Below are 12,598 nucleotides of genomic sequence, written 5' to 3'. Positions count from 1 at the left end.
GCGCAGGAGATACGTAATATGCCGCTCAAGGCCCATATCGAACAGGCTTCCGGCGATGGACCGTCCACGGGACGGGACGGCCAGCGCAGCCAGCCGCGGCGGGCGATGCGACTCGAAACCAGCGGGGCGCTGCCCGGCGGGCTCGAAGCGAACGTCACGATCCACAACCTCTCGGCCGCCGGCCTGCTGCTCGAAACCGACCTTTCCCTCGCCGAAGGCGACACGCTCGCGATCGACCTGCCCGAGCGCGGCAGCGTCGATGCGGTGATCGTGTGGCAGAGCGGCCGCCTGTTCGGCTGCGCCTTCGAGGAAACCCTGCCGCGCGCCGCCCTGGCCGCGGCGCAGCTGCGCGGGGCCGGTCCCGAAAGCGGGGGATCGCAAGGCGAGGCACGCCCCGCCGCCCCGCTCCCGCTCGCCCACGGGGAGCCGTTCGGGATGCGGCTCAACCGGCTGCGCCGTGAACGCGGCCTGACGCTCGCCGAGGTTGCGGCGGTGCTCGGCGTCAGCAAGCCGACCGTGTGGGCGTGGGAAAAGGGCAAGGCCAAACCGCTTCCCGAACGGCTCGAATCGATCGCCGCGGCGCTCGGCGTGTCGAGCGAGGAACTGGCCGACCGGGCCGGACGCGATGCCGGGGCCGAGGTCGTTCAGGAATGCCGCCTGCGTATTGCGTCCGCATTCGGGACCCTGCCGCGCAATGTTCGCATCATGATCGAGCTGGAGCCTGGCCCCTAGCGTTTCCTACTTATTGGAATCGAGTGCCTTTCGAGAAATTATGGTAAACGAATTCAACGGCTGATTCGTTTTTTAGTTCAGTCAGTTAATCCTTTCGCCCATGCGGGCGGCCGGGTTTGAAATCGGTTCGGACGCGGGGCCTTCCTGCAATCCGGACGTTAGTCTTGAAAACGCAACCACGATGTTGCGGGTCGCACAAGCCGGGGGCATTCGGCATGATAGAGAAGTGGAGCGACACGGAAGGTCGCAGCCTGCACGGCCTGCTCGAAGAGGCTGCGGGCGATATCGTCCTGAAACTCGATTCCAAGGGATTCATCGTTCACGCCTCGGCCAGCGCGGCCGATCTCGGCTTCGATCCGGCGGAGCTCCTGCTCATGCCGCATATCTGCGAACTGGCCGCGCGCGATCACGTGGGCGCGGTCGACGAGTTCGCGGCGCGCATCCTTGCGGGCCGCGCCGTCGGCAGCTCGCTCGAATTTCCCGCCACCTTGTGCGGGGATGCCGATGCCTGCCGTTCGTCCGGGCGATGCGCCCAGGGCGATCACCAGCGCTGGTATCGCCTGACCCTGCGCCCGCTCCACGGGGAGCAAGGCTCGATCCGCGGCGCGATCGGGCTGATGCGTTCGGTCCAGCACCTCAGGACGCTCGAAAGCGAGCTCCACGCGCGCGCCACCACCGATCCCCTGACCGGCCTTGCCAATCGCCACGCCTTCGCCTCCAGGCTCGAGCTTTTCCTGCGGCGGCAGGCGGAGCATTCCCGTGACAAGCCCGCCTCGCGCGGGGGGCAGGCAATGCTGGCGGTCTTCGCGATCGACCGGATGCGCGCGATCTTCATGCAGTACGGGCAGGACACGCTCGACGAATTCCTGTGGGGCTTCGCCAAGTTCCTCGAAACCATGGTCCGCCCGGGCGACGTGCTCGGCCAGCTCGATGCCGAAAGGTTCGGGGTGATCATGCCGGGCACGGACCCGCGCGAAGCCCGGCACTGGGCCGAGGACGTGCTCAACACCTTCGGCGCGCTCGCCCTTCCGTCCTCCGCGCGGATGCCGCACGTCGCCGCCAGCGCCGGCCTCGCCGCGGTCGAGCATTCGGTCGATCGCACCCTGCGCCAGGCCGAGCTCGGTCTCGTCATCGCGCGGGCCGCGGGCGGGATGCAGGTCGGCCGCGCGCTCGATCACCGGCGCGCGACGATCCGCGCGCGCGAACCGGTCGATCTCGCCATGTCTGGCGCCTTGGGAATGGCCGCGAACGGGCGCTAGGGCGGTTTCCGCTCCGATTTCCCCCCCCCGCCGCGATCTTTCCGGGCCACGCGGTGTTTCCACTGCGTCGCAAATCGCTCTAAGCCTTGCCGCCATGGCACATATCGCGACGATTCTGCTGCTCGGCTCGGGCGAACTGGGCCGCGAATTCACCATCTCCGCCAAGCGGCTCGGCGCCCGGGTGATCGCCTGCGACGCCTATGCCGGCGCGCCCGCGATGCAGGTCGCCGATGCCTGCGAGGTTTTCTCCATGCTCGACGGCGACAGCCTGCGCGCGGCGGCCCTCAGGCACCGGCCGGACCTGATCGTGCCGGAGATCGAGGCGATCCGGACCGAGGTTCTTGCCGAACTCGAAGCGGAGGGCTTCACCGTCGTCCCCTCCGCCCGCGCGGCGCAGCTGACCATGAACCGCGATGCGATCCGCGAGCTTGCCGCGAACGAGCTCGGCCTCGTGACCTCGCGCTATCGCTACGCCTCGACGATCGACGAGGTCGAGGCCGCCGCCGCCCACACCGGCTTTCCCTGCGTGATCAAGCCGGTCATGTCCTCCTCCGGCAAGGGCCAGAGCAGGGTCGAGGACGCATCGGGCCTGCAGGAGGCCTGGGACTATGCCTGCGCCAACATGCGCGGTGACCGGGCGCGGGTGATCGTCGAGGAATTCGTCGCCTTCGATTACGAGATCACCCTGCTCACCGTGCGCCATCGCGGCGGGATCGCCTTCTGCCCCCCTATCGGCCACCGGCAGGAGCGCGGGGACTACCGCGAAAGCTGGCAACCTGCCGCGATGGGCGCGGACGCGCTCGCCGCGGCGCGATCGATGGCGGAGCGGATCGTCATGGCGCTCGAAGGGCAGGGGCGCGGCTGGGGTCTTTACGGGGTCGAGTTCTTCGTGCGGGGCGAGGAGGTGATCTTCTCCGAGCTATCACCGCGCCCGCATGACACCGGAATGGTGACCCTCGTCTCGCAGCGGCTTTCGCAATTCGACCTGCACGCACGGGCGATCCTCGGCCTGCCGGTTCATGGGGAGGAGGCGGCCTCGCCTTCGGCTTCGGCCGTGATCCTCGCCGACCGGCACAGCAGCGCATTCAGCTATGACGGGCTCGCACAGGCGCTGGCGATCGATCCGGCGATCGACGTGCGGATCTTCGGCAAGCCGGCGACCCGTCCCTTCCGCCGCATGGGGGTGGCGCTTGCGCGGGGCGCGGACACGGACAAGGCGCGCGACCTCGCGATGAAGGCCGCGGCCATGGTGCGGATCCGCTATTCCTGAAAACGCGAAGGGCCGGCCTTTCGCGATGGAAAGGCCGACCCCTGTTTCACGGTCGCGTGCGATCAGAAGATCGAGACGACGCCCAGCTTGTCGGCGATCATCGCGACGCGGCGGGCATTGGCCGCGTCCAGCGCGACGCGAACCTGCTCTTCGGTGCCGGCGCGGGCGGTGTCGACGCATTTGCGGAAGGCGCCGAAGGCCCCGAGGTTGCGCAGGTCGGGCTGGCCGCCGCAGACCTTGCGGGCGGCCCGGTCGATCCGACGGTCGAGCGCGTCGCGCCCGGCCTTGGTGGTGAGGTCGAGATCGGCGAGCGCGACCTTGGCGGTCGCCGGTTCGGCCGCCTGCGCGGCGGCGGGGAGGGTCGCGGCACCGGCAATCGCGGCGGCGAGGGCGAGGGTGATGATGCGATTGAACATGGGACGGGGACCTTTTCGTTCGTGCGAGTTCGGTTGCAGCCGGTCCGTTGCGGGGAAGAGAAGGGGGACCGACGCTGCCGCCCTACTCGATTCATGTTTCAGCTTGTTTTCAGATTGCTTGCAAACGCAATATTATTCTGTTGCAACGCAATGACCGGAAGGCAGGCGCGTGACGCCGGATCCCGCAAAGGAGGACGCGCCAGCCCGCCCTCAATGCTTGCCCCGATCCGCCCTTGGGCCTAATCGCGGGGCGCAAAAGGACCGATCATGACAAGCCATTCCAAGACCCGCGCGCTGATGCGGCGCGGCACCGCCTTTCTCGGCTGCGAGACCGCGATCATGTGCGGCGCGATGAGCTGGGTGTCCGAGCGCAATCTCGTTTCGGCCATTTCCAATGCAGGCGGCTTCGGCGTGATCGCCTGCGGGGCGATGACGCCCGACCTGCTCGATGCGGAGATCGCCGCGACGAAGGCGCTGACGGACCGGCCCTTCGGCGTGAACCTCATCACCATGCACCCGGACCTGTTTGACCTCATCGCGGTGTGCGGGAAGCACGGCGTCGGCCATGTCGTCCTTGCCGGGGGCATCCCGCCCAAGGGCAGCGTCGAGGCGATCAAGGGCGGCGCGAACCCGGCGAAGGTGATCTGCTTCGCGCCGACCCTGGCGCTGGCGAAGAAGCTGCTGCGTTCCGGCGCGGACGCGCTGGTGATCGAGGGGATGGAAGCGGGCGGGCATATCGGCCCGGTTTCCACCAGCGTGCTGGCGCAGGAAATGCTTCCCGAACTTTCCGAAGATCACGTCGTCTTCGTCGCCGGGGGCATCGGGCGCGGCCAGGCGATCGCGGGATATCTGGAAATGGGCGCGGCGGGCGTGCAGCTGGGCACGCGGTTCGCCTGCGCGACCGAGAGCATTGCCCATCCAGACTTCAAGAAGGCGTTCTTTCGCGCCTCGGCCCGCGATGCGGTGGCGAGCGTGCAGGTCGATGCCCGCCTTCCCGTCATCCCGGTGCGCGCGCTCAAGAACCGGGGCACCGAGGAATTCACCGCGAAGCAGCGCGAGATCGCGGGCACGCTCGACCGGGGCGAGATCGCCATGGCCGAGGCGCAATTGCAGGTCGAGCATTACTGGGCGGGCGCGCTGCGCCGCGCGGTGGTGGACGGCGATGTCGAAAACGGCTCGCTGATGGCCGGCCAGTCGGTCGGCATGGTCAAGAGCGAGGAGCCGGTCGCCGACATCATCGCCCAGCTGATGGACGAATGCGAAGAGGCGCTCACTCGGCGCAGGGCATGAAGGGATGGGCGAGCCGCTGATCCTGACCCTGTCCTGTGCCGACCAGCCCGGGATTACCGCGCTGGTGACGGGCTTTCTCTACGAGCGGGGATGCAACATCCTCGACGCGCAGCAGTTCAATGACCGGCCGCCCAGCGGGGCAGGGGACCGCTTCTTCATGCGGATCGCTTTCGACCCGGACGGGGTCGCGGCCGACCGGCTGAAGACCGAATTCTCAGACTTTGCCGACGCGCACGCGATGGAGTGGAAACTGGCCCGTCGGGATCGCCCGCGCAGGGTCATCATCATGGTCAGCAAGTTCGACCATTGCCTCGTGGACCTCCTCTATCGCTGGCGCACGGGGGAACTTCCGATCGACCCGGTCGCGATCATCTCCAATCACCCGCGCGAGGTCGCGATCCGCAGCGATATCGGGGAAATCCCGTTTCATTACCTGCCCGTCACGCCGGAAACCAAGGAGGAGCAGGAGGAGGCCCTGCGGGCCCTCGCCGAGGAATTGCAGGCCGATCTGGTGGTGCTCGCGCGCTACATGCAGATCTTTTCCGATGCGCAAGCGCGCCATTTCGCCGGACGCTGCATCAACATTCACCACAGTTTCCTGCCCGGCTTCAAGGGCGCGCGCCCCTACACCCAGGCTTACGAGCGTGGCGTCAAGATCATCGGCGCGACCGCGCATTTCGTGACCGGCGACCTCGATGAGGGACCGATCATCCACCAGGATGTCGAGCGCATAACCCATGCCGACAGCGCATCCGACCTCGTGCGCAAGGGCCGCGACATAGAGCGCCGCGTGCTGGCCGAGGCGGTGCGGCTGTTCGTCGAGGAGCGCGTGCTCCTTAACGGGAACCGCACCGTGGTCTTTCGCGGTTAGCCCTTGGCGCTTCTTCCCTAGCGCTTCGCCACCCGCTTGCCGCGTTCGCGCTCCATCGCCTTGTCCTCGTTCGCGCGGTGGATGACATAGGCGCGGATCGCCTCGATCTCCTCCTTGCTCATCGAAGAGCCGAAGCCCGCCATGCCGTTGTCCTTGAGCAGGCCGTCATGCACCACCGCCTGCCACGCGCGCTGGTCGCCGAGCGAACCCGCGCGCCTGAGGTCGGGGAGCACGGTCGAACCCACCGCCGCCGGGGCATGGCACACGGCGCAGTAGCGGCCGTACTTCGCCTCGCCCAGCGCGACCGTCTCGGCCGAGGCGCGGCTCGGCGGGGGGTCGAGCGGGAGGTCGGCGAGTTCGGGTTCGGGCGGCAGTTCGCCGTCGGCGCCGAGCTTGAACACCAGCAGGCGCGAGACGTTTCGCACCGGCGCCTTCTGTTCGATCAGCGCCCCGTCGACCGACAGGGCATAGGCCCCGCCCCAGCCCGCGAGCACGGCGACATATTGCTCGCCGCCGACGGTGTAGGTGATGGGCGGGGCGACCACCCCGGTCTGCGCGGGAAAGCTCCACAGCTTTTCCCCGCTTGCCGCGTCATAGGCGTTGAATTCGCTGCCTGCGGTCCCCTGGAAGACGAGCCCGCCCCCGGTCGCGAGCAGGCCGCCGTTCCACGGACCCGGATGTTCCACTGTCCAGCGCGGTTCCTGCTTGACCGGGTCCCACGCGACCAGCATCCCGCGCAAGGACCCCGCGACCTCGCGCCGGATCCCCATGCCCGGCGGCAGGTCGCCCGCCCCCAGTTCGAAGCCGACATTGAAACCGCGCGCCCGGTCGGGTTTCCAGTTGGCTTCGGGCGCATACATCATCCCTGCCTCGAAGGCCGGAATGTAGACGAGGTTCTCGTCCGGGTGATAGGCCATCGGGTGCCAGTTGTGCCCGCCCAGCGCGCCCGGCAGGACGAGCGCGGGCTTGCCGGTCTTGTCGATGCGCGTCTCCGGGTTCTCGATCGGGCGACCCGTGGCGGGATCGATCCCCTTCGCCCAGTTGAGCGAGACATAGGGCTCTGCGCTGATGAATTCGCCCGTCCTGCGGTCGATCACGTAGAAGAAGCCGTTCTTGGGCGCCTGCATCAGCACCTGCCGCATCTCGCCGTCGATTTCCATGTCGGCGAGCACGATGTGCTGGGTCGCGGTGAAGTCCCAGGTTTCGCCCGGCGTCGTCTGGTAGTGCCAGACATATTCGCCGGTATCGGGCCGGATCGCGACGATCGAGGAAAGGTAGAGGTTGTCGCCCTCGCCGGTCCCGTCCTCGCCGGGCGACCGATAGGCGCGGTTCCAGGGCGAACCATTGCCGACCCCGATATAGAGCAGGTCGAGCTCGGGATCATGGGCCATCGAATCCCACACCGTGCCCCCGCCGCCGATCGCGTCGGAGGAGCCGAGCACGTCCATGTTCCAGGTCTCGGCCGCCTTTTTCAGGTGCGCCGGGGCGTCTTCGCCGTCGTCGCCGCCCGGCACGGTGTAGAAGCGCCACAATTCCTCGCCGTCGGCCGCGTCATAGGCCGCGACATAGCCGCGCACGCCGAATTCGGCGCCGCCATTGCCGATGATGACCTTGCCGTCGATCACGCGCGGCGCGCCGGTGACGGTGTAGCTTTTCGACTGGTCGACGGTGACCTTTTCCCACTTCACTGCGCCGCTTTCCCGGTCGAGCGCGACCAGCCGCCCGTCGAGCGTGCCGAGGAAGAGCGTGTCGCCCCACGCGGCAAGGCCGCGGTTGACGACATCGCAGCAGGCCTTGACCGCGGTTTCGCCCGGCACTTCGGGGTCGTACTGCCACAGCGGCTCCCCCGTCGCGGCGTCGAAGGCGAAGACCTTGCTCCAGGCGCTGGTCACGTAGAGCTTGCCGTCGATCACCAGCGGCGTCGCCTCCTGTCCGCGCGCGGTGTCCATGTCGGCGAACCAGGCGAGGCCGAGGTCGGCGACATTGCCCGTGTTGACGCTGTCGAGCGGCGAGAAGCGCTGTTCCGAATAGGTCCGCCCGTGGGTGATCCAGTTCGCCGTGTCCCCGTCCGCGTTCGCCAGCATGGCGGCGGTGATGCCGCTTTCCCCGGCAACCGCCTCGCTGAAGACCCCGTCGCAACTGCCGAGCGCCAGCGCGCCCAGCAGCGCCGCCGGCGCTGCCACCCATCGCATCATCATCATCGGTTTTCCTCTCCCATTGAACACCCATCCTGCCGCGCAATCCGGCGGTTGTCCATTGCCCGATTGCGTGTCACTTGTTGCGCCGGGCGGGCCAAGGAGAAACGATCATGTGCGACGAGGCGAAGCTGGCGGACTGGGCAAGGCAGGCGATCAGCCGGCGGGATTTCGGAGCCCTGGCGGGCGCGGCGACGGTCGCGGCCTGCGCCGCGGGCGAGGCGCGCCGCGAAGTCGAGGACCGACCGGTCCTTACGGAAACCGGCGTCACCTTCGCAACCGCCGACGGGACGATGGATGCCTTCTTCGTCCATCCCGACGACGGCAGGCATCCCGGCGTCGTGTTCTGGCCCGACATCGCCGCCCTGCGCGAGGCGAAGCGGAACATGGCGCGCCGGCTGGCGGGGGAGGGCTATGCCGTGCTCGTCCTCAACCCCTATTACCGCGACGCCCCGGGCGAACAGTTCGCCGATTTCGCCGCCTTCGTCGATCAGGGCGGCTTCGACAAGGTCGGACCCTGGCGCGACAGGCTCGACGCTGCGGCGATCGGGCGCGACGCGGCGGCGGCGGCGGACTGGCTCGACCGGCAGGCGGCGGTCGATGCGGGCAGGGGCATCGGCACGCAGGGCTATTGCATGGGCGGACCCTTCGCGATCTGGAGCGCGGCCGCGGTGCCTTCCCGGATCAGGGCGGCGGCAAGCTTCCACGGCGGGGGCCTCGTGCGTGGGGACAATCCGGACAGCCCGCACAACATGCTGGACGAGGTCGAGGCGCGGCTCCTGATCGCCATCGCCGAGGATGACCACGCGAAGGAACCGAGCGCCAAGCTGCTCTTCGCCAAGGCCGCCGGGGTCGCCGCGGTTCCGGCGAGGATCGAGGTCTACGAAGGCGATCACGGCTGGACCGTGCCCGACAGCCCAGCCTATGCCGAAGCCGCGGCGGAAAAGGCCTACGAAGACCTGCTCGCGCTCTACGAGGCCGCGCTCTGAGCCGCCGACCCGATCGCGGCGCGGCGCGCGGTCAGGTGGCGCGCGTGTCGCTCCGCACGTTATCCAGCCCGAAGCGGCCCTGCTTGCGGTAGCGCACCATCCACTTGTCGAGGAACAGGCCGAGCGGCTTGGGCTCGATCCCGAGGTCGGCGAAGGTGCGATGCTCCCCGCTGACCGTGCTGCCCGGCTGAAGCAGGGTCCACTGGTCCTTGCTCATCGGGGTCCCCGGCAGGCTGGCGAACAGGCCGGACATCGAATCCGACATGGCGATGAACCGCCGCTTGCGCCCCTGCGCCGCGGCGATGCGCTCGTTTATCTCCATCATGGTGAGCTGTTCCGGCCCGCCCAGTTCGTAGATGTGCCCGCCATGGGTTTCGGGATGTTCGAGCGCGACCGCGATCGCCTCGGCGACGTCGTCGACATGGACGAGCTGCAGCTTCGCCTTCGGCCCGAAGACCGGCAGGATCGGCATCGTCGCGATGAGCTGCCCGAACATGTTGAGGAAATTGTCGTCCTTGCCGAAGACGATCGAGGGCCGCAGGATCGTCGCCTCGGGGAAGGCTTCGCGCACGCGCGTCTCGCCGAGCGCCTTGGCGCGGGCATAGGCAGCGGTCGAATTGGCATCCGGCCCGATCGCGCTCATGTGGACGAAGGCGCGCGCCCCGTTCGCCCTGGCGATGCGGGCCATGGCGCCGGGGGCCTCGCCCATCAGCTTTTCGAGGTCGCCCTCGAACGCCCCGACGAGGTTGACCACGTGCGTCGCCCCGTGAAGCGCGGCGGCGAGCGAAGCCTCCTTGGTGATGTCGCAGCGCGCGAACTGCAGCTGGCCGAGATTGGCGAGCGGTTTGAGCGAATGGCTGTGTTCGGGATGGCGGCTGGCGATCCGCAGGCGCGCGCCGCGTTCGAGCAGGCTTTGCGCGACGTAATTCCCGATGAAGCCGCTTCCGCCGAAAACGGTGACGAGCGAATCGAAGAGGGGAGGGGTTCTGGTCATGCGCGGTTCGATGGTCGGCTGGCGTGGGAGGGGCGCGAAGCGATGGTTCGGCCTTCCAACGCGCCATGCGCCAATCCGCTCCGGGGAGCAAGGCTGAAGAACTCCTTTGCCCGAAGCTTGCGCCGGGCGTTGACAGGAGGACCCACCGCTCGCTATTGGCGCGCTCCTACCCGGCACGGACGCGCTTTGGCCCCGTGGCCGACAAGTGCCCAGATGGCGGAATTGGTAGACGCACCGTCTTCAGGTGGCGGCGGGGGCAACCCCGTGGAGGTTCGAGTCCTCTTCTGGGCACCATTTCCGTTCAAGGATGGGAACCGCGCCGTCGAGGCGCGGAGCGATGCGCTTTCGGGTTGCGGACCATTCCGTTGCAGGGGGCGCTTCCTTAGAAGCGCCCCGTCAATCGCGCCCAGACGCCGCGTCCCGGCCCGGGCAACCGTTCGAACAGGGGCACGTCGGAAGCCCCGAACCGGTTGCGGCCCGCCAGGTGCGGGGCATAGAACTCGTCGAACAGGTTCTCCACGCCCGCTTCGATGGCGAGGCCCCGGGCAAGGTCATAGCGCGCGAACAGGCCCACGACCGCGAAGGATTCGCTGGGCTCCTCCTCGTTGAATGCCGAAACCTCGTCCTGGCCGGCGGCGGCGAACACTTCGGCCCCGAAAGAAAAGCCGTCGCCCCGGTATGCGCCCGACAGGCGCAGGTTTGCAGGCGGTATGCGATACAGGTTGTCGTCCGCATCGCGGCGTTTGCCCCTCACGAAGCCGGCCGTTCCGCTCACTTCGATCCGATCCACCGTCCTCACGGCGAAATCCATGTCGATCCCGAACAGCTCCGCGTCCACGTTGCCGAATTGGAGCGGCGTGGGATCTCCGCTCATGGCGGCGATCATTTCGACCGGGCTGTCGATCACGCCGATCGTTTCGTCGAAGGGAACGCCCTGGATGAAATCGTCGACACGCCGGTAGAAGGCAGTCGGGCGGAGCGAGAATGCGCCCGCGTCGAGATCGAAACCGATTTCGGCGATCCACGCGGTTTCCGGCGCCAGGTCCGGATTGCCGACATAGATGTTGCCGTCGGCGAGGCCGAAGCTCGCCTCGGTCGGCAGCCAGCCGAACCGTTCGAGCAGGCTTGCCACGCGTTCCTTTCGGGCGAGCGTCAGCCGCGGCGTGATATCGCCAAGCGGGAGCCAGCTGCGCAGAATCGCGTCCACGGTGGTTTGCCGCGTCTCGCGATCGGCGGCCGCGAAGGCCGCGGCCAGTCCGCGCGGCCCCATCGGCACGGCCGCGCCGAGTTGCGGCTCGCCGGCCGACTGGTCGGTGCTGTCCACCCGCGCACCGAGCTCGAATTCGACCTGGCCCGCCGCGCCGCGCCACTGGGCGAAGGCGCCGATGCGCTCCGCCTGCACATCGGGCTGCGATTCCACGAAGAACCCGTCGTTGAAGGGGTTGGTGATGGTGACGGACTTGTCGGTAAGTTCGGCATCAGCACCGACCTGGAGATAGGAATTCGCCTTGCCGATCCGCACGGCGAGTTCCGCGGTGCTCGTATCGGCATCGGCGAACGTAGCCCGCGCCCGGTCGGGCGGTGCCGCCGGGTCGCGCGTGGTCTGGTTGTCCATGAGGTGACGCACGGCGACATGGCCCAGTCGCAGCGTCAATTCCACATCGTCCGCGATCTCGCCGCGAAAGCCGCCCTGGAGGAAGTCCGTGTCGAAGAAAACGATGTCGAGGAAAAAGGGCGGGTTGCCGGTCGGATCGGTTTCGCTGCGCCTGTATTCGAGGAAAAGCTCGCCCGCACCGGTCCGGAAACCGGCATGGGCGCCATAGAGGTTGCGCTCGAAGGAGGTGCCGGCTGCGGTCCCTCCGGGAAATTCGTAGTCCTCGCCTTCCTCGCGGCTGGCAAGGACGCCGAAGCGCCACCTGTCGTTCGACACGCCGGCCATGCCGCCCACGGCGTAGCTGTCGTCGACGCTGCGATACTGACTGGTGAAACGAAGGTCGGCCGACAGGTCGGGGCCATCGGCGAAATCGGTTTCGAACAATTGCACGTTGACCGCCCCGGCGAGCGAGGGGCCCTGCGCGACCGGAGCGATGCCCCGGGCAACGTCGATCCTTTCGACGAGAACGGAAGGCGCGTAGTGGAAGGGCGGGTCCATCGCGTTCGGCCCGCCGGTGGCGAAGCGTTGGCCGTTGATGCGTCCCAGCACGCGTTCTCCGGCGAGGCCGCGATAGGACAACTGGCCCGATAGCGTGCCGTTTCCGAAGAAGGCACCGCCGGGCACACGGGCAGCGATGGCGGTGGCATCGGCCGGAAGGGCGATCTGTTCCGGCATGGCCATTTCGTCCTCGGAGATCGGAGCCGCGCGATCGGGCCGCACGGCGCTCACCACGATCCTGTCGATCAGGATCGGATCGTCCGGCGTTCTGCGGGGCCTGTCCTGCCCGGGCCTGTCCTGCTCGGTGATGTTCCGCTCGGGCGTGTCCTGCGCCAGAACCGGGTGGAGGGGGGCGAATGAAAGGGAGGCGAGCAGCATCGCTCGGCCACGGGTGTTGAATGCCATTGGATCTGTCCGAAAATCGCGTGAG

General features: G+C 68.0%; 10 protein-coding genes and 1 tRNA gene. 7 read left to right on the top strand and 4 right to left on the bottom strand.

All coding sequences use genetic code 11. The features are described 5' to 3' along the window. Window positions 1-18: 18 nt before the first annotated feature. The 3 genes from BLU08_RS08985 (at window position 19) to purT (ending at window position 3,261) form a co-directional block, all read left to right on the top strand. A complete protein-coding gene (locus tag BLU08_RS08985) occupies window positions 19-732 on the top strand; it encodes a helix-turn-helix domain-containing protein (protein ID WP_090198469.1) in 714 nt (237 codons plus the stop codon). A gap of 215 nt (window positions 733-947) precedes the next feature. Then, a complete protein-coding gene (locus tag BLU08_RS08980) occupies window positions 948-1,991 on the top strand; it encodes a sensor domain-containing diguanylate cyclase (RefSeq protein WP_090198464.1) in 1,044 nt (347 codons plus the stop codon). A gap of 94 nt (window positions 1,992-2,085) precedes the next feature. Beyond that, entirely contained in the window at window positions 2,086-3,261 is a 1,176-nt protein-coding gene (gene purT / locus BLU08_RS08975) for a formate-dependent phosphoribosylglycinamide formyltransferase (RefSeq protein ID WP_090198462.1), read from the top strand. A gap of 62 nt (window positions 3,262-3,323) precedes the next feature. Here purT and BLU08_RS08970 read toward each other — a convergent pair whose 3' ends face one another. Further along, window positions 3,324-3,677, bottom strand: coding sequence for a UrcA family protein (locus BLU08_RS08970; protein WP_090198460.1), 354 nt, complete (start codon window positions 3,675-3,677; stop codon window positions 3,324-3,326). A gap of 267 nt (window positions 3,678-3,944) precedes the next feature. Here BLU08_RS08970 and BLU08_RS08965 point away from each other — a divergent pair, with 267 nt between their 5' ends. Then, complete coding sequence (locus BLU08_RS08965; protein ID WP_090198457.1) at window positions 3,945-4,967, top strand: nitronate monooxygenase family protein; 1,023 nt, start codon at window positions 3,945-3,947, stop codon at window positions 4,965-4,967. A gap of 4 nt (window positions 4,968-4,971) precedes the next feature. Further along, a complete protein-coding gene (purU, locus tag BLU08_RS08960; protein WP_090198454.1) occupies window positions 4,972-5,838 on the top strand; it encodes a formyltetrahydrofolate deformylase in 867 nt (288 codons plus the stop codon). A gap of 17 nt (window positions 5,839-5,855) precedes the next feature. Here purU and BLU08_RS08955 read toward each other — a convergent pair whose 3' ends face one another. Next, the gene (locus BLU08_RS08955) at window positions 5,856-8,033 is read right to left on the bottom strand and encodes a PQQ-dependent dehydrogenase, methanol/ethanol family (protein WP_369816843.1); all 2,178 of its coding nucleotides are present in this window, start codon (window positions 8,031-8,033) and stop codon (window positions 5,856-5,858) included. 113 nt (window positions 8,034-8,146) lie between these two features. Here BLU08_RS08955 and BLU08_RS08950 point away from each other — a divergent pair, with 113 nt between their 5' ends. Next, window positions 8,147-9,022: a dienelactone hydrolase family protein gene (locus BLU08_RS08950; protein ID WP_090198452.1), complete on the top strand. Its 876-nt coding sequence runs from the start codon at window positions 8,147-8,149 to the stop codon at window positions 9,020-9,022. Between the two features lie 31 nt (window positions 9,023-9,053). Here the strand turns inward: BLU08_RS08950 and BLU08_RS08945 are convergent, their stop codons facing one another. Further along, window positions 9,054-10,016, bottom strand: coding sequence for a complex I NDUFA9 subunit family protein (locus BLU08_RS08945; protein WP_090198450.1), 963 nt, complete (start codon window positions 10,014-10,016; stop codon window positions 9,054-9,056). A 207-nt stretch (window positions 10,017-10,223) separates the two neighbouring features. Here BLU08_RS08945 and BLU08_RS08940 point away from each other — a divergent pair. Further along, a tRNA-Leu gene (locus tag BLU08_RS08940) sits at window positions 10,224-10,310 on the top strand. Window positions 10,311-10,398: 88 nt separating this feature from the next. Here BLU08_RS08940 and BLU08_RS08935 read toward each other — a convergent pair. Then, window positions 10,399-12,573 (bottom strand): TonB-dependent receptor, encoded by a 2,175-nt coding sequence (locus BLU08_RS08935; RefSeq protein WP_090198447.1) that lies wholly within the window; start codon window positions 12,571-12,573, stop codon window positions 10,399-10,401. Window positions 12,574-12,598: the final 25 nt, after the last annotated feature.

Source organism: Erythrobacter sp. HL-111 (genome assembly GCF_900105095.1).
Taxonomy (GTDB): Bacteria; Pseudomonadota; Alphaproteobacteria; order Sphingomonadales; family Sphingomonadaceae; genus Erythrobacter.
This window is presented reverse-complemented; position numbering and strand designations above follow the sequence as displayed.